The organism is Ruegeria sp. AO1 (assembly GCF_056535985.1).
In genome coordinates, this window is record NZ_JBQFJC010000001.1 from 2,999,179 (window position 1) to 3,014,703 (window position 15,525).

At 59.2% G+C, this 15,525-nt stretch carries 19 protein-coding genes; 13 read left to right on the top strand and 6 right to left on the bottom strand.

The genetic code is table 11. From position 1 onward, the window contains the following. From ACR3FB_RS14915 to ACR3FB_RS14955, 9 genes are all read left to right on the top strand, one after another. Positions 1 to 936: an aspartate carbamoyltransferase catalytic subunit gene (locus ACR3FB_RS14915; protein WP_480566013.1), complete on the top strand. Its 936-nt coding sequence runs from the start codon at positions 1 to 3 to the stop codon at positions 934 to 936. Beyond that, positions 933 to 1,451 (top strand): hypothetical protein, encoded by a 519-nt coding sequence (locus tag ACR3FB_RS14920; RefSeq protein ID WP_480566015.1) that lies wholly within the window; start codon positions 933 to 935, stop codon positions 1,449 to 1,451. Before ACR3FB_RS14915 ends, ACR3FB_RS14920 begins: the two co-directional genes overlap by 4 nt. Continuing rightward, entirely contained in the window at positions 1,436 to 1,822 is a 387-nt protein-coding gene (locus ACR3FB_RS14925) for a hypothetical protein (RefSeq protein ID WP_480566017.1), read from the top strand. The genes ACR3FB_RS14920 and ACR3FB_RS14925 overlap by 16 nt, the downstream gene beginning before the upstream one ends. Further along, positions 1,819 to 2,271 carry a hypothetical protein gene (locus ACR3FB_RS14930; protein ID WP_480566019.1) on the top strand — a complete coding sequence of 151 codons (453 nt, stop codon included), beginning with the start codon at positions 1,819 to 1,821 and terminating at the stop codon, positions 2,269 to 2,271. The genes ACR3FB_RS14925 and ACR3FB_RS14930 overlap by 4 nt, the downstream gene beginning before the upstream one ends. Then, positions 2,268 to 3,548 carry a dihydroorotase gene (pyrC, locus tag ACR3FB_RS14935; RefSeq protein ID WP_480566021.1) on the top strand — a complete coding sequence of 427 codons (1,281 nt, stop codon included), beginning with the start codon at positions 2,268 to 2,270 and terminating at the stop codon, positions 3,546 to 3,548. The genes ACR3FB_RS14930 and pyrC overlap by 4 nt, the downstream gene beginning before the upstream one ends. Further along, on the top strand, positions 3,548 to 4,153 hold the full coding sequence (plsY, locus tag ACR3FB_RS14940) for a glycerol-3-phosphate 1-O-acyltransferase PlsY (protein ID WP_425084358.1): 606 nt from the start codon (positions 3,548 to 3,550) through the stop codon (positions 4,151 to 4,153). Before pyrC ends, plsY begins: the two co-directional genes overlap by 1 nt. Continuing rightward, positions 4,150 to 4,419: a hypothetical protein gene (locus tag ACR3FB_RS14945; protein ID WP_480566023.1), complete on the top strand. Its 270-nt coding sequence runs from the start codon at positions 4,150 to 4,152 to the stop codon at positions 4,417 to 4,419. Before plsY ends, ACR3FB_RS14945 begins: the two co-directional genes overlap by 4 nt. Before the next feature lie 190 nt (positions 4,420 to 4,609). Further along, positions 4,610 to 5,083, top strand: coding sequence for a YHS domain-containing (seleno)protein (locus ACR3FB_RS14950; protein WP_480566025.1), 474 nt, complete (start codon positions 4,610 to 4,612; stop codon positions 5,081 to 5,083). Positions 5,084 to 5,350: 267 nt separating this feature from the next. Next, on the top strand, positions 5,351 to 5,881 hold the full coding sequence (locus tag ACR3FB_RS14955; protein ID WP_425084360.1) for an outer membrane protein: 531 nt from the start codon (positions 5,351 to 5,353) through the stop codon (positions 5,879 to 5,881). A 54-nt stretch (positions 5,882 to 5,935) separates the two neighbouring features. On the opposite strand, the gene ACR3FB_RS14960 is transcribed toward ACR3FB_RS14955, so the two are convergent. Beyond that, complete coding sequence (locus ACR3FB_RS14960) at positions 5,936 to 6,919, bottom strand: quinone oxidoreductase family protein (protein WP_425084361.1); 984 nt, start codon at positions 6,917 to 6,919, stop codon at positions 5,936 to 5,938. A 193-nt stretch (positions 6,920 to 7,112) separates the two neighbouring features. On the opposite strand from ACR3FB_RS14960, the gene ACR3FB_RS14965 reads away from it, so the two are divergent. Beyond that, positions 7,113 to 7,970 (top strand): DUF2189 domain-containing protein, encoded by an 858-nt coding sequence (locus ACR3FB_RS14965; protein WP_480566027.1) that lies wholly within the window; start codon positions 7,113 to 7,115, stop codon positions 7,968 to 7,970. Positions 7,971 to 7,982: 12 nt separating this feature from the next. Here the strand turns inward: ACR3FB_RS14965 and ACR3FB_RS14970 are convergent, their stop codons facing one another. Both ACR3FB_RS14970 and ACR3FB_RS14975 read right to left on the bottom strand, forming a co-directional pair. Then, positions 7,983 to 8,981 (bottom strand): NAD(P)H-quinone oxidoreductase, encoded by a 999-nt coding sequence (locus ACR3FB_RS14970; protein ID WP_480566029.1) that lies wholly within the window; start codon positions 8,979 to 8,981, stop codon positions 7,983 to 7,985. 55 nt (positions 8,982 to 9,036) lie between these two features. After that, positions 9,037 to 9,729, bottom strand: a complete 693-nt coding sequence (locus tag ACR3FB_RS14975; protein WP_480566031.1) for a COQ9 family protein — start codon at positions 9,727 to 9,729, stop codon at positions 9,037 to 9,039. Between the two features lie 111 nt (positions 9,730 to 9,840). Here ACR3FB_RS14975 and rpsU point away from each other — a divergent pair, with 111 nt between their 5' ends. Next, positions 9,841 to 10,047, top strand: coding sequence for a 30S ribosomal protein S21 (gene rpsU, locus ACR3FB_RS14980; protein WP_005614280.1), 207 nt, complete (start codon positions 9,841 to 9,843; stop codon positions 10,045 to 10,047). Positions 10,048 to 10,338: 291 nt separating this feature from the next. Continuing rightward, entirely contained in the window at positions 10,339 to 11,550 is a 1,212-nt protein-coding gene (locus tag ACR3FB_RS14985) for a CAP domain-containing protein (RefSeq protein WP_480566033.1), read from the top strand. A 51-nt stretch (positions 11,551 to 11,601) separates the two neighbouring features. Here ACR3FB_RS14985 and ppk2 read toward each other — a convergent pair whose 3' ends face one another. Together ppk2 and ACR3FB_RS14995 are read right to left on the bottom strand one after the other, a co-directional pair. Then, positions 11,602 to 12,519, bottom strand: a complete 918-nt coding sequence (ppk2, locus tag ACR3FB_RS14990; protein WP_170379135.1) for a polyphosphate kinase 2 — start codon at positions 12,517 to 12,519, stop codon at positions 11,602 to 11,604. Positions 12,520 to 12,739: 220 nt separating this feature from the next. Further along, positions 12,740 to 13,198 carry an Lrp/AsnC family transcriptional regulator gene (locus ACR3FB_RS14995; protein WP_170462590.1) on the bottom strand — a complete coding sequence of 153 codons (459 nt, stop codon included), beginning with the start codon at positions 13,196 to 13,198 and terminating at the stop codon, positions 12,740 to 12,742. 138 nt (positions 13,199 to 13,336) lie between these two features. Between ACR3FB_RS14995 and ald the strand changes: the two genes are divergently transcribed. Beyond that, positions 13,337 to 14,455 carry an alanine dehydrogenase gene (gene ald / locus ACR3FB_RS15000; protein WP_170469192.1) on the top strand — a complete coding sequence of 373 codons (1,119 nt, stop codon included), beginning with the start codon at positions 13,337 to 13,339 and terminating at the stop codon, positions 14,453 to 14,455. 194 nt (positions 14,456 to 14,649) lie between these two features. Here the strand turns inward: ald and ACR3FB_RS15005 are convergent, their stop codons facing one another. Next, positions 14,650 to 15,411 (bottom strand): mechanosensitive ion channel family protein, encoded by a 762-nt coding sequence (locus tag ACR3FB_RS15005; RefSeq protein ID WP_425084416.1) that lies wholly within the window; start codon positions 15,409 to 15,411, stop codon positions 14,650 to 14,652. Positions 15,412 to 15,525: the final 114 nt, after the last annotated feature.

Below are 15,525 nucleotides of genomic sequence, written 5' to 3' on the forward strand. Positions count from 1 at the left end.
ATGCGTATTGCCCATCGTCACCTTCTTGGCATCGAGCATCTGTCGCAATCCGATATCACAGCCATTCTGGATCTGGCCGAAAAATACGTCGACCTGAACCGGCAATCGACCAAGCATTCGGACGTTCTGTCGGGGCTGACGCAGATCAACATGTTCTTCGAGAATTCGACCCGCACACAGGCCAGTTTCGAACTGGCGGGCAAGCGGTTGGGCGCAGATGTGATGAATATGGCGATGCAGGCCAGCTCGATCAAAAAGGGCGAGACACTGATCGATACGGCAATGACACTGAATGCGATGCATCCTGACCTGCTGGTGGTGCGGCATCCACATTCCGGGGCCGTGGACCTGCTGGCACAGAAGGTGAATTGCGCGGTTCTGAACGCAGGGGACGGGCGGCACGAACACCCGACACAGGCCTTGCTGGACGCTCTGACCATCCGCCGAGCCAAGGGCCGCTTGCATCGCCTGAACATCGCGATCTGCGGCGACGTTGCGCATTCCCGCGTGGCGCGGTCGAACCTGATCCTGCTGGGCAAGATGGAGAACCGCATCCGCCTGATCGGCCCGCCCACGCTCGTCCCCTCGCAATTTGCCGAGTTCGGGGCCGAAATATATGACGACATGAACGAGGGCCTCAAAGACGTCGACGTGGTGATGATGCTGCGCCTTCAGAAAGAACGGATGGACGGCGGCTTCATCCCTTCAGAACGCGAATATTATCACCGCTACGGTTTGGATGCCGCCAAACTGGCGCAGGCCAAGCCAGATGCCATCGTCATGCACCCCGGACCGATGAACCGCGGGGTTGAGATCGACGGCACGCTGGCCGATGACATAAATCGCTCGGTCATTCAGGAGCAGGTCGAAATGGGCGTCGCCGTCCGCATGGCCGCGATGGAGCTTCTGGCCCGCAACCTGCGCGAGGTCGCATGAGCGATCTGACCGTCGCTCCCCATGAACACGGCGTGATCCGCCTGTTCGCGCTGGACATGCGCCCGGAAGAGGCGAAGTTCCTGCGCGAGCCCGGTGCGGCCGATCAGATACTGGGTGTCGGTGGTCTGGACCCCGATCAAATCGATATCTTCCCAGTCTCCGACCTCGAAGACCTTGGGCTTTATGGATACCTGCACGAGGGCGGCGGTGTGTCCGAAAATCAACTGGATCGCAACATGCTTGAAGCCGTCGAGGGCTGGGTCATGGTCGTGCGCAGCGCGGCCTTTGGCGGGCGCGCAGCGCAGCTGAACCCTGATCCACGCCTGCATTTTCTGGGTCTGTTCATCGAAGAGGCCACGAACTGGACCGGCGGTGCGATTGAAACGGAAAGCGCCAAGCCTTTCTCGGCCCCGCAGGCGCCCATCGACAATGATGCCCCTCGCCGTGTCGGATCAGCCCTAATGGCGATAGTCGCCCTGCTCGTTATCGGAGGTGCCCTATGGCTGATCCTGTAACCTTCACACCGGACAAACGCGCCTATATCCAGACCAACCTGACCCTCGCCGCTATTGCGATGGCGGGTGCGATGCTGGTGCTGTGGCTGATCGGCAACCCCTATGTCTGGACCGGCGCGCCCGCCGGGTTGGCCGCTATCGGTTTTCGCGCCTGGTATCTGGCCTCGGAAGAGCTGAACAATACGTGGGAATTGTCTGACACCTCCCTCACCGGCCCCGGCCCTCGGGTCGTCGCGCTGAACCAGATCGAAGCCGTCAATACGATGGGCAGCTTTGTTCAGGTTGTGACTCGAGGCGGCGACAAGCACCTCATCAAATATCAGGCGAACCCCGCCGCCACCAAGGCCGCTATCGAAAGGGCCGCGGGATGAGCGACGGGTGGTGGCGACCCCATATCCCTGAGGGCGAAGAGGTCCTCTGGACCGGGCAACCGCATCAGGGGTATTTCCCGCCTCATGTGGGATGGGCTTACCGGCTTCTGATCCTGAGCCTCGTTCTGGCATGGCTGGCCAGCCCGTGGTTCGCCGACACCCTGCGCGATTATTGGAAACTGATCGGGTCCACGGGTTTCGTCGTGTTCCTTATGTGGTACGACCGCCTGCTGCGCAGGAGTCGTGTCTATGTGGTGACCACCCGCAACGCATGGTGGATCAGCAAGATCTTCAAGCCCAAACACGTCCCGATCGACCACGCGTTGAACTACCATCGCAGCGGTCAGAACGTGGTGTTTTCACGCCGCCTGTTTCTTGTCTTCGAATACCTGTCCGACCCTGATGCCGCTTTGGCGGCTCTGAACCAAGCCCGAGAGGCCTCAGCATGACTTCTGTCGTTTTCACCAATGCTCGCTTGATCAACCCGGAAACCGGCACGGACAGTCTGGGCTGGCTACACGCCGAAAACGGGCGCATTGTGACGCTGGGCGATGGAGACGCCCCTGCCATCAACGGTGACGTCATCGACTGCAACGGCAAATGCCTCGCCCCTGGTATTGTCGATATCGGCGTCAAGGTGTGTGAACCGGGTGAACGGCACAAGGAAAGCTACAAATCCGCCGGTCTGGCAGCTGCGGCGGGTGGGGTGACCACCATCGTCACCCGACCCGATACGCTGCCCGCCGTCGACACGCCCGAAACGCTGGAATTCGCCACAAGGCGGGCGCAAGCGGATGCGCCTGTCAACGTCCTGCCGATGGCCGCCCTCACCAAAGGGCGCGAAGGGCGTGAGATGACCGAGATCGGATTTCTGCAGGATGCGGGCGCGGTCGCCTTCACCGATTGCGATCACGTCATCACAAACACCAAGGTATTCTCTCGCGCGCTGACCTATGCCAAATCCTGCGGCGCGCTCGTCATCGCGCACCCTCAGGAACCGGGGCTGAGCAAAGGGGCCGCCGCCACCAGTGGCAAGTTTGCCGCTCTGCGCGGGTTGCCTGCTGTCTCGCCCATGGCGGAACGGATGGGGCTGGACCGCGACATTGCCCTTCTGGAGATGACCGGAGCCGCCTATCACGCCGACCAGATAACCACCGCCCGTGCCCTGCCCGCGTTGGAGCGCGCCAAGCGCAACGGGCTGGACATCACCGCCGGGACCTCGATCCACCATCTGACACTGAATGAGTTGGACGTGGCCGACTATCGCACCTTTTTCAAGGTCAAGCCGCCCCTGCGGTCCGAGGATGACCGGCAAGCCGTGATCGAAGCGGTGCGCACCGGCCTGATCGACATCATCAGTTCGATGCACACGCCACAGGACGAAGAAAGCAAACGCCTGCCGTTTGAAGAGGCCGCCTCGGGCGCGGTCGCGTTGGAAACCTTCCTGCCCGCGGCCCTGCGCCTGTTTCATGCGGGGCAATTGGACCTGCCGACCCTGTTCCGGGCCATGGCGCTCAACCCCGCGAAACGGTTGGGGCTGGACAGCGGGCGTCTGGCGCAGGGTGCGCCTGCCGATCTGGTTCTGTTCGACCCAGATGTGCCCTTTGTGCTGGACCGGTTTGCCCTGAATTCGAAATCTCAGAACACACCGTTTGACGGTCAGCGCATGCAAGGTAAGGTCCTTGCGACCTATGTGGCCGGCAAAGACGTGTACCGGAGAACCTGATGCCCGAATTCGACAGCTCAATGAATGTACTCGCCCTGTGGGCGGCCTTGGGATACCTGATCGGATCGATCCCTTTCGGCCTGATCATCGCGCGTGTCATGGGACTGGGCAACCTGCGGCAGATCGGATCAGGTAATATCGGCGCAACCAATGTTCTGCGCACCGGCAGCAAACCCGCCGCCGCGCTGACGCTGCTGCTGGATGGCGGAAAAGGGGCGCTGGCAGTCCTGTTGGCCCGCGCCTATGCAGGTGAGGACGCGGCGCAGATTGCCGCCCTTATGGCTTTTCTTGGCCACTGCCTGCCTGTTTGGCTGGCCTTCAAAGGCGGCAAGGGCGTTGCAACCTTCATCGGCCTCTGGCTTGCTTTGGACTGGCGCGTCGGCGTTGCGTGCTGTCTGACCTGGCTGGTCTCCGTCGCGATCTGGCGCATGTCATCGGCCGGAGCACTGGCCGCAGCGGCCTTGTCGACCACCTGGATCATCACTCTGACAGACGGAAAGACATTCATCCTCGGAATTGCCCTGACCTTCCTGATCTACTGGCGTCATAAGGACAACGTGGCACGCATCAAATCCCGGACCGAGCCGAAAATCGGGAAATCGTGACCCCGCCAGAGGATTTTCTGTCGGCACTTTTCGCCCTGCCCATCGGTACGTTCACTGGCCGAGCAGACGCCAAGCGCTATGTAGTGTCTCGTCAGGCTTTGGCGGGGGGCAAATCCCATAAGCTTGTCGCGTACGAAATGGGCGGGACGGACTATATCAGCCTGAACCTCTATCAGACGCGAAACAGCGGTGCGTTGCTGCGTCCCTGTGAAATGCCCGCAAGCAAAGTGGTGGATTTCGTGTTGGCGATGACCCCGGATATCTGATTGATATTTCGCATTTTTGCACAGCACCTCTGTGTCTTGGCACAATCACAATTCATTGTTTTGAACGTGATCAACCCGCCTCCCATCTGCATTCCGTGGCGGCCAATTACCGGTCTCACAAGATAAAATCCCGGGTCCGCAAATCGCAATTCAGGCGAGGTCGCGCGGCCCTTTCACGAAAGGTGAAGCTATGAACACGTTAAAATCTCTGATCGGCGGCGTTGCCCTGTCTGTTGCTCTGGCCACTTCGACCTTGGCCGCTGGTGTTGAACTCAACGCAAGCTCGACCGGCCTCGCGATGCAAGGCTATGACCCGGTTGCCTATTTCACCGCTGGCGAAGCAACCAAAGGCGACTACCGCATCACCACCCTGCACAACGACGCGCTGTACCGCTTCTCGTCAGAAGAAAACAAAGTGGCTTTTGAAGCTAACCCCGAGGCCTACCTGCCCGCATATGGCGGCTACTGCGCCTTCGGCGCGGCCATGGGCTTCAAATTCGACGGTGACCCGAACCACTGGAAAATCGTTGACAACAAACTGTACCTGAACCTGTCGCAAGACATCCAGGAACGTTGGGAAGGCGACATCCCGGGCTTCATCGAGCAAGCCAGCACCAACTGGGAAACCATCGCAGACAAAAGCCCGGCTGAACTGCAGCAATAATCCGCTGAAATTGAAGGCACGCGTCGGCGGCAGAGTGATCTGCCGCCGCATTTTATTTGAAGCTTTGAAAACGCTAACTATCTTATTGAGACAAGCCCGGGTCTATCGGGCGGACACAGGTCCAAACGGCCTTAACGATCCAAGACCTAGTACGGAATATGCCACGAACGATGATCCGGTCCTGAGGCAGGGCCGTATTTGAGTATGGATATGCGTAGCCAGATTTACAAATTGGCGCGCGGTTATTTGGAATGAAAGGATCAAGAAATGATAGGCAGATTGGCAATTGTGACAGCGGCGTCCACCCTGGCGGCAGGGGCAGCGATGGCCCAATCCTCGGGCAGCTGGACGGGGTTCTACGGCGGTCTGCAATTGGGCTATATCGACGTGGACACCAGCGTCTCCGGCGTCGATGGCGATGGCGCGATTGGCGGTATCATCCTTGGATATGACTACGATCTGGGCGACTGGGTCGTGGGCGGCGGCTTTGATTATGACTGGACCAATATCGATCTCGGCCCCGCAACTGTCGAGGAGGTATGGCGGATCAAAGTGCGCGCTGGCTACAAGGTAAACCCTCAGGGTCTTCTATACGGCGTTGGCGGCTATGCGGATGCTGGCACCGACAATCTGGGCAGCGACGACGGCTGGTTCATCGGCGCAGGCTATGAGCAGATCGTGGCCCCTAATGTCAGCATCGCAGGCGAGTTGCTTTATCACGAGTTTGACAACTTCAACTCGTCCAGCGTGGATGTTGACGCCACAACACTGCAGATCCGAGCGGCCTACCGCTTCTGATTTTTCCGGTTTTGTGCTGGAGCAGACCCGGCGTCCTGCGCCGGGTCTTTGCGTTTACAAGTCCAGAATTGTGCTGCCGGTGGTTTGCCGCGCCTCTAGCGCGCGGTGCGCTTCGGCAATCTGATCCAGAGGGAAGCGTTGGTCGATATGGATCTTGACCTCGCCGCCTTGAACCTTGCCAAACAACCGCCGCGCCATCGCCTGACAAACCGCATGATCGGCAATATGCGTAAACAGGGTCGGGCGGGTGATCTTGAGCGAGCCTTTCTGCCCGAGAATGCCGATATTAACCGGCGGCACCGGCCCGGATGCATTGCCGAAGGATATCATCATCCCCAAAGGCTTCAGGCAGTCCAATGAGCCGTCAAACGTATCGGCCCCAACGGAATCCATGACCACATCGACACCTTTGCCGCCGGTCAGTTCGGCCACGCGTTCGGCGAAGTTCTCGGTCCGGTAGTTGATGCAATGGGCCGCACCGTTGAATTGCGCTAGGCTGCATTTCTCATCCGTTCCTGCGGTTCCGATCAGCTTGATGCCCTCAGATTTCGCCCATTGGCAGGCGATCAGGCCGACACCGCCTGCAGCCGCGTGAAACAGAACCGTGTCGCCACGTTTCAATGGGGTGGTTCGATGGAAAAGATATTCGACTGTCAGACCTTTCAACATCATCCCGGCGGCAATCTCCGAAGGAATGCCATCCGGTAGCGGGCATACCTGCGCCGCGGGCATCACCCGCGCCTCGCAATAAGCGCCGGACGGGGCGCTGGCATAAGCTGCGCGTTGGCCCGGCTGCAAATGCGTCACGCCTTCGCCGACCGCCTCGATCACACCTGCGGCCTCCATGCCCAAAGCATGCGGCAATTCAAGGGGGTAGAGGCCCGTTCGTTGATAGACATCAATGAAGTTCAACCCGCACGCCTCGTGGCGAATGCGAACTTCGCCGGGGCCGGGATCGCCCAAAGGCTGGTCCTTGATCTGTAGGACCTCGGGTCCGCCGAATTCCTCAATGACGACTGTACGCGCAGTTTGCTGCATTCTGACCTCCTCTTGCCTATGCCCAAGCTAACACGCCAGCGCGGCAAGACAATCCGGGTGATGCGGCGGCGGCAATTCGGGAATTTCCAAAACCGTGCTATACTACACACAGGCGTTGCCGGCTGGTCCGGCCACGAGCAACCCTCAGCCGGATCCATTCTGCGGCGCACCACTCGCCAAGGAAGGGAACAAAATGGCAAAAACTATCGGTAATCCGATCAGCTGGGCGGCCCAAAGCCTTGGAGCAACTAGCGATCACGTCTCGGAAAGCGTCTCGCACCTGGGCAGCTCGGACGTGCGCCACCTGCCCATGGTTCAGCCACTCACATTCGACGACCTGAAATACTGCCTCAGGGCCGGATACACGGACTTTCTGGAAACCCGCGCGGATGCGATCTTTATCGTGCTGATCTACCCTATAGCCGGGCTGTTGATGGTCGGCTTTGCAATGAACATGGATCTGGTGCCGTTGCTGGGCCCCCTTATCGCAGGCTTTGCCCTGATCGGCCCGATCGCGGCCGTGGGTCTTTATGAAATCAGCCGCAAGCGCGAACAAGGCGGAGAGGTTCATTGGCTAGACGCGTTCGGCGTATTCCGATCGCCCTCCTTCGGGGCCATTCTGGCGCTCGGGTTTTACTTGGTCCTGCTGCTGCTTGTCTGGCTGATGGTCGCTCAAAGCGTCTATGCGCAGACGCTCGGCCCTGAACCGCCTGCCTCGCTGGGCGCATTTGCGACCGAGGTCCTGACCACAGGTGCGGGGTGGACAATGGTCATCTTTGGTACCGCTGCGGGGTTCTTTTTCGCGCTGATTGCGCTGGCCGTCAGCGTTGTCAGCTTCCCGCTTCTGCTGGACCGTAAGGTAGGGCTGCCCGTGGCCGTTGTGACATCCGTTCGCGTGCTGCGTCACAATCCCGGCGTCATCATGGGCTGGGGTTTCATCGTCGCGACCCTGCTGGTGCTGGGCGCGATCCCAATGCTGCTGGGGCTGATCATAGTAATGCCCGTTCTGGGCCACGCAACATGGCACCTCTACCGGCGCGCTGTTGCGTGACCCAAAAGGTGTCTAGCCTGCGACGTTCAGAACGATCTTGCCAATATGCTGCGAGCTTTCCATGAGCGCGTGCGCCGCGGCAGCCTCGGCCAGAGGGAATTCGCTGTGCATCACCGGCGCGACCTTGCCTGCAGAGAGAAGCGGCCAGACGGCCTCGTGCAGGTCCTGAGCGATCTTTGCCTTGGCCAGATCGCTTTGCGGACGCAGCGTGCTGCCGGTTAGCGTTAGGCGTTTCACCATCATCAGGGCAAAGTTCAACTCGGCCACGGGTCCTTGCAAAAAGGCGATCTGAACCAGACGTCCATCCTCGGCCAGCGCTTTTACGTTGCGCGGGATATAGTCGCCGCCAACCATATCGAGGATCAGGTTCGCGCCCCCTTCGGCCCGCACAACCCCGACAAAATCCTCATCCCGGTAGTTGATCGCTTTTTCGGCGCCCAAGCTGAGGCAGGCCTCACATTTCTCAGCCGAGCCCGCCGTCGCAAAGACACGCGCGCCAAACGCGTTCGCCAGTTGGATCGCGGTCGTCCCAATACCACTTGAGCCACCATGGACAAGGAACCGCTCACCTGCTTTCAGGCCTCCGCGTGTGAAGACATTCGACCAGACTGTGAAAAAGGTCTCGGGCAGGCAGGCTGCTTGCTTTAGGTCCATGCCATCGGGGACAGGCAGGCAATGCGCGGCGGGCGTGGCGACATATTCAGCATATCCGCCGCCCGGAAGCAGCGCGCAGACTTTGTCACCGATCGAGAGCCCCTCAACACCCGCACCTAGGGCAACCACTTCGCCCGAGGCCTCAAGCCCCGGCAGATCGCTTGCACCGGGAGGCGGATCATAAGCCCCGGCGCGCTGCAACGCGTCCGGTCGGTTCACGCCAGCATAGGCCACTTTCAAAACAACCTGCCCGGCCGCCGGCTCGGGAATCGGTCGTTCGGTCAGTTGCAGGACATCAGGGCCGCCGGGTTCGGTGATTTCGACGGCACGCATTGTCTGGGTCTCAGGCGAAGTCATGGGCAAATCTCCTTTGCCCAATGCCTAGCAGGCCAAAAAGCAAAGGCCCAGATGCTTACTTGCGCGGGTTCAACATCCCCGGCAAATCAGCCCGCATCTTCATCGGTGGTTTCACCTGAGCTGCAAACCAATTGGGAACGGCCAGCAAGGGCTTGAGCAGGGGGTTACCGTTCACATGCGCCTTGAGCTTTTCGAACTGCATCACGTTTTCGATCCGGCGATCCAGAAACGCCCAACTGTTCTGGTGATCCGGCGAATCATCCCCCAGCCAAAACAGCAACGTCGACGAATAGACCCCCGATAGGGTGGCGCGCTTGGTATACCAGTTCACATCATCCGACGTATCGCCCAGCGCATCCCAGATCAGATCGCAAGTGCCCCAGACCGCCTTGGCCCCGTCAGCCGCGTGGTTGGGCAGTGAAAACAGGGTCATGCCCCGGCGCACCAGCTCCTTGTCCTCGACCGCTTCAAGCCGGAACCGAACGGCGGCGGCAACTTTTTCGCGGAACTTCAGCTCGCTCATGTCAGTGGACTTGATTCTGTCCAGCATGACCTGATCGCCTCGCGCGTGGTAGGCCAGCGCCAGATCGACCGCGCCGCGCGGGCAGATCGCACGGGCCAGACCGTCATCCAGATCGCAATCGACAACGGCCGCGCGAAAGCTGGCCTCGGACCAGCCATCGAACGGGACATGCATCAGGATCGCGTCCAGCAGCTGTTTCTTGGTGTCTTCATATGTGACGGTCATGGTGGGTCTCCGGTGCTTGGGCGCAGTACTAGACAAGATAGAGCGGCTTTGCTATACGGCCAACTCCTGCAATTTCCTTGCAACTCTATCTAGAAAGGTGGTGACAACCACATGCAGGTTAGTGTTCGCGACAACAACGTCGATCAGGCGCTTCGTGCCCTGAAGAAAAAGCTGCAGCGCGAAGGCGTGTTCCGTGAAATGAAGCTGAAGCAACATTTCGAGAAACCGTCCGAGAAAAAAGCGCGCGAGAAGGCTGAAGCGATCCGTCGTGCCCGTAAACTGGCACGTAAGAAAGCACAGCGCGAAGGTTTGCTCTAAGCACCTGACGCTCGTCCAGCTTTGGATGACACTATTTGACGACCCCCGAGGCATCGCCCGGGGGTTTGTCGTTTCTAAGTGCGTTTTTGCCCGCGCCACTGCACAACCAGTGCGATAACTCGCCGAGCCTTAGTCTCGCCTCTTTCTCGGCGTTTTCCAGCGCAGCGAATCTGCGTCCGACTGCATCGTCTCGCCGAAAAGCGCCGATTTTCATCGCCTCTCTGTTCATGTCTTTGGTGGCCCCGATAACTGGGCTCGTCCACTCAGACAAAACATAAAACGGAGGCAAAAATGTCTACAGCAAGTGAAGTAGAACGAGAGATGCTGGCGCTCATCAACCAAGAGCGCACATCCCGCGGTCTGGACCCCCTGCAACTTGAAAGACAGCTTAACGAGTCATCAGAAGACCACAGCGCCTGGATGTTGAACACGGACCGGTTCAGCCACACCGGATCGGGCGGATCCAGCGCTACCCAGCGCATGCAGTCGGCCGGTTTCGATCTGGAAGGCAGCTGGCGCACGGGCGAGAATATCGCCTGGCAATCCGAGCGCGGCGCCCCAGGCATCAGCGATGATGTCGCGCAACTGCATCAGAACCTGATGAACAGCCCCGGCCACAGGGCCAACATTCTGAACCCCGATTTCAAATATATCGGGATCGGCGTTGAGACGGGCGACATGCAGGGCTTTGACGCGGTCATGGTGACGCAGAACTTTGCCACCACTGACGCAGAGGTCGTGTTGGACAGCGACGACACCGCTATGACGCCGCCCCCGGCTGAAGATCCAGTGCCCGAGGAACCGGAAACAGACGTGACCGAAACCGAAGACCCAACTCCGGAACAACCGGTGACTGATGTGACCGAGACGGAAGATCCGGAACCGGAACAGCCTGAGACTGATGTCACAGAGACAGAGGACCCGGAACCCGAGCAGCCCGAAACTGACGTCACCGAGACCGAAGACCCGGAGCCCGAGCAGCCTGAAACCGATGTCACCGAGACCGAAGACCCGGAACCTGAACTTCCCGAAACCGATGTCACCGAGACGGAAGATCCAGAACCGGAACAGCCCGAAATCGATGTCACCGAGACCGAGGACCCGGAACCGGAACAACCCGCGACCGACGTCACTGAGACTGATGATCCAGAGCCCGAGCAGCCCGAGACCGATGTCACCGAGATCGAGGACCCGGAACCGGAACAGCCCGAAACCGACGTCACCGAGACCGAGGACCCTGATAGCGGTTGTTTCGACGTCGCAGCTTTCCTCGCCGAAATTGAGGCGTTCATTCAACAGCTGCAGACGCAGTTGGATCAATTCGCCTGGAAAGACGATGCCATGACTCCGGACGAGCCCGAGGATGACTTGGATCTTGTGATGGTCGACGATATGGACCCATCCTTAGACGACACGTCGTGCCCTGACATGGCATCGGACGACTCCGGAGACGTCTTCTTCGTCAACTTCTTCAATTTCGATTGCATGATGGACGTCGCCTGACGGCCCATCCTGATGCGAGGCAGTCCGCTGCCTCGCATCTACACAGCGCGATCAGTAGATCTTGGGCACGTGCAGCTCGTCCGGCAGAACGCGGCGTTCGTAGTCCGGATTGTAGCGGCGGTCGGGCAGATTGACCCGCTCATGCGGAACATCCGTATAGGGGATCATGGTCAGAAGATGCTCGATACAGTTCAGACGCTCGCGTTTCTTGTCATTACCTTCCACAATGTACCACGGCGCCTCGGGGATATTGGTGCGGAAGAACATGTCTTCTTTGGCCTTGGTGTAGGACTCCCAACGGATGCGGGATTCCAAGTCCATCGGCGACAGCTTCCACTGTTTCATCGGATCATGGATGCGCATGAGGAATCGCAGTTGCTGTTCTTCATCCGTGATCGAGAACCAGTATTTCAGCAAGATGATCCCCGAGCGCACCAACATGCGCTCAAATTCCGGAACGTCCTGAAAGAACTGTTCGACCTGATCCTCGGTCGCGAAACCCATTACGCGTTCCACGCCTGCACGGTTATACCAGGAGCGGTCGAACAGAACGATCTCACCGGCCGCAGGCAGGTGCGGCACGTAGCGCTGGAAATACCACTGGCTTTGTTCCCGGCGGCTGGGGGCTGGTAGGGCAACCACACGCGCCACCCGTGGATTGAGGCGCTGGGTGATCCGCTTGATCACGCCCCCCTTGCCCGCACTGTCGCGGCCTTCAAACAGGATACAGACTTTGGCCCCAGTGTGCTGAACCCAGTCCTGCACCTTGATCAACTCGGCCTGAAGACGCAGCAGGTTTCGGAAATAGACCTTTCGGTCCAGCATGTCCGGATGCTGTTCCCGATAGATCTTGCGAACTTCCATCGACAGCATCGGCTCGCTGAATTCGATCTCGAAGTCCTCATCCAGCGTATCTTCCAGCTCAGCCTCCAACCAGTCTTTGGGGGCGCCATCGTTTTCGTAGGCCAAGGTCAACTCCTTATTATTCTTCGGCTTCCCACCCTGGCAGGTTTGTGTAACCGCCTGATGTCATCAGATGAATTGATGACATCGCACTGTCGGGATCACAGGGAGGCGCAGCGCGAGGGTCTCGTCGTTTCAATTTTGGACGCCCCGCCCTGGGGATACAAGCCGTAGAATTGACGCAAGGCAGTCCTTTGCCTTTCTGCGCGCAGAAAATAGGCGCCGTTCAAACCGGTAGAGCGGTTGTTTTGAACACCGTGCGCAAAGCGAACGAACTTTGCATCTGCGCCACCTTGGGCAGCCGCGACAGGTATTGACGGTGGATCCGGGCAAAATCCTCGGTATCTTCGGCCACCACTTTCAGGATGTAGTCGGCGGTTCCGGCCATCAGGTGGCATTCCAGAACGTCCGGGATGCGCGAAACCGCCTTTTCAAACGCATCCAGAACCTCTTCGGCCTGGCCCTGCAATGTGATCTCGACAAAAACGGTCGTCGGCACATTCATCTTGCGCGCATCCAGCAAAGCCACGTAATTGCGAATATAGCCGTCAGCCTCAAGCCTTTGTACCCGGCGATGGCAGGCCGAGGGGGACAGGTTCGCCTGCTCCGACAGCTCGGCATTCGACATTCGACCATTGCGCTGCAGTGCAGAAAGAATCTTCCGATCCGTCGTGTCTAGGCTCATTGCTGCAAGTCCTTTGCGAGATTTTTGCAGTTTACGCGAGAATCTTCCGACAAAAAACACAAAGCCCCGTCTTGTTTCACAAAAATTGCGCCTTGAATTGCACATAATTTAGGCAGTTTATGAACGGAGACGGTGCAGATGAAAATCGGTTGCCCCAAGGAAATCAAACCCCAGGAATTTCGCGTCGGCATGACGCCCAACGCCGCGCAGGAAGCGGTTGCGCGTGGACACGACGTGCTGATCGAATCCGGTGCTGGTATTGGCGCAGGATTTGACGATGCCGCCTATGTCGCTGCTGGCGCTGGCATCGTAGACACGGCAGAAGAGGTCTTTGCCACGGCCGACATGATCGTAAAGGTCAAGGAACCTCAAGCCGGTGAGCGCAAGATGCTGCGCGAAGGCCAGTTGCTGTTCACCTACCTGCACCTTGCCCCGGACCCGGATCAGACCCACGATCTGCTGGCCTCGGGCTGTACCGCAATCGCCTATGAGACCGTCACGGACGCAAGCGGCGGTCTTCCTCTGTTGGCGCCCATGTCCGAGGTTGCGGGCCGTCTGGCGCCTCAGGTCGGGTCGTGGACCCTGCAAAAGGCCAATGGTGGCCGAGGCGTGCTGATGGGCGGGGTTCCCGGCGTTGGGCCGGCCAAGGTCGTCGTGATTGGCGGGGGGGTCGTCGGCACCCACGCGGCCAAGATCGCTGCAGGTATGGGCGCAGATGTGACAGTTCTTGACCGCTCACTGCCTCGGCTGCGCTATCTGGATGACGTATTCGGCGGGCAGTTCAAGAACCAATACTCGACGGCTGGCGCAACGGCTGAGCTGATCCAGGACGCCGATATGGTTATCGGAGCCGTTCTGATCCCGGGCGCTGCCGCTCCGAAACTGATCAGCCGCGAGCAGCTGTCGACAATGAAGCCCGGTGCGGTGCTTGTCGACGTGGCTATTGACCAGGGTGGCTGCTTCGAAACCTCGCGTGCAACGACCCATGCCGACCCGATCTACGAGGTCGATGGTGTGATGCACTATTGCGTGGCCAACATGCCGGGCGCGGTGGCCCGGACCTCGACCATCGCTTTGGGCAACGCGACGATGCCGTTCATGCTGGCACTGGCGGACAAAGGCTGGAAACAGGCGTGTCAGGACGACCCGCACCTGCTGGCGGGTCTGAACGTTCACGCCGGGCAACTGACCTATTATGCGGTTGGTAAAGCCCTCGGCATTGATGTCGTTTCCCCCAATGTGGTGATCAAGTCGTAAACACTCCCGCACCTGAAATCGCCTTTTTGCCAAAAGGCGATTTACAGCGTTGGGCATGGCGCCGCGCCTATCGGCGCGGCGTGGTTGGTCTTGAATGAAACTCTATCCGCAAAACGAAAGCGCCGCACGAAAGTGCGGCGCTTGGCCCAACGGGAGGAGGGCATTTCCAATGCCCGCGCGACGGGCGGGAGGGTTCAGCCCTCTTTGTGGATCTCAACCGAATGTGGGTAGGGGATCGAGACGCCCTTCGCATCGAAGGCTTCTTTCACAGCTTTGGTCAGCTCGAATTTCACATCCCAATAGTCCGCCGCTGCGCACCACAGACGTGCTGTCAGATCGACCGAGCTATCGCCCAGATTGGTCACACGCACCCAGGGCTCCGGATCTTTGTGAATACGCGCATCCGCGTTCGCAACGTCCAGAATGATCTTCATCGCCTCATCCGCACTGTCGCCATAGTCGATCCCGAACACCAAATCCACACGGCGCGTGTCATGTGCCGAGTAGTTGGTGATGATCGACCCCCAGGATTGCCCGTTTGGCACGATGATCTGCACATTGTCCGGCGTCACCAATTCGGTCGTGAACAGGTTGAGGTCTTTCACTGTCCCGGCTGTCCCGCCGATGTCGACAAACTGGCCCAGTTTATACGGACGGAACACGACCAGCATCACACCAGCTGCCAGGTCGCTGAGTGTCCCTTGCAGCGCCAGACCAATCGCCAGAGACGCGGCACCCAGAATGGCCACGATGCTTGTTGCCTGGATCCCGAAAATCCCGAGAACAGCAACCAGAACCATCGCCAGGATCGCCCATTTGACAAGGCTGGCCATGAAGTTCCCTAGAGTCGGGTCGATCTGCGGTGTCGCGTTGATGCGCCGCCGCACCATGCCAGCGATTGCTCCAGCAACGATCCAGCCCAAAATCAGTACGATCAGCGCCTTGACCGCACTCATGATCAGAGGCGCAAAAGCACCCACCTGTGTTGCAACTTCATCCACGCGCATTTCCTTTCTCAAACATCAATCCCGCGGCTTTCGCGCGGGACTCGCTGAATTGTGAGTGAAAAA

Excerpts from the sequence above, each read along its gene's own strand:
- ACR3FB_RS15005 (WP_425084416.1), bottom strand. The coding sequence starts at position 15,411 with ATGAGTGCGGTCAAGGCGCTGATCGTACTGATTTTGGGCTGGATCGTT.
- ACR3FB_RS14995 (WP_170462590.1), bottom strand. The coding sequence starts at position 13,198 with ATGAGCCTAGACACGACGGATCGGAAGATTCTTTCTGCACTGCAGCGC.
- ACR3FB_RS14920 (WP_480566015.1), top strand. The coding sequence starts at position 933 with ATGAGCGATCTGACCGTCGCTCCCCATGAACACGGCGTGATCCGCCTG.
- ald (WP_170469192.1), top strand. The coding sequence starts at position 13,337 with ATGAAAATCGGTTGCCCCAAGGAAATCAAACCCCAGGAATTTCGCGTC.
- ACR3FB_RS14915 (WP_480566013.1), top strand. The coding sequence starts at position 1 with ATGCGTATTGCCCATCGTCACCTTCTTGGCATCGAGCATCTGTCGCAA.
- ACR3FB_RS14955 (WP_425084360.1), top strand. The coding sequence starts at position 5,351 with ATGATAGGCAGATTGGCAATTGTGACAGCGGCGTCCACCCTGGCGGCA.
- ACR3FB_RS14960 (WP_425084361.1), bottom strand. The coding sequence starts at position 6,919 with ATGCAGCAAACTGCGCGTACAGTCGTCATTGAGGAATTCGGCGGACCC.
- ACR3FB_RS14975 (WP_480566031.1), bottom strand. The coding sequence starts at position 9,729 with ATGACCGTCACATATGAAGACACCAAGAAACAGCTGCTGGACGCGATC.
- ACR3FB_RS14950 (WP_480566025.1), top strand. The coding sequence starts at position 4,610 with ATGAACACGTTAAAATCTCTGATCGGCGGCGTTGCCCTGTCTGTTGCT.
- ACR3FB_RS14930 (WP_480566019.1), top strand. The coding sequence starts at position 1,819 with ATGAGCGACGGGTGGTGGCGACCCCATATCCCTGAGGGCGAAGAGGTC.
- ACR3FB_RS14925 (WP_480566017.1), top strand. The coding sequence starts at position 1,436 with ATGGCTGATCCTGTAACCTTCACACCGGACAAACGCGCCTATATCCAG.
- plsY (WP_425084358.1), top strand. The coding sequence starts at position 3,548 with ATGCCCGAATTCGACAGCTCAATGAATGTACTCGCCCTGTGGGCGGCC.
- pyrC (WP_480566021.1), top strand. The coding sequence starts at position 2,268 with ATGACTTCTGTCGTTTTCACCAATGCTCGCTTGATCAACCCGGAAACC.
- rpsU (WP_005614280.1), top strand. The coding sequence starts at position 9,841 with ATGCAGGTTAGTGTTCGCGACAACAACGTCGATCAGGCGCTTCGTGCC.
- ACR3FB_RS14965 (WP_480566027.1), top strand. The coding sequence starts at position 7,113 with ATGGCAAAAACTATCGGTAATCCGATCAGCTGGGCGGCCCAAAGCCTT.
- ACR3FB_RS14970 (WP_480566029.1), bottom strand. The coding sequence starts at position 8,981 with ATGACTTCGCCTGAGACCCAGACAATGCGTGCCGTCGAAATCACCGAA.
- ACR3FB_RS14985 (WP_480566033.1), top strand. The coding sequence starts at position 10,339 with ATGTCTACAGCAAGTGAAGTAGAACGAGAGATGCTGGCGCTCATCAAC.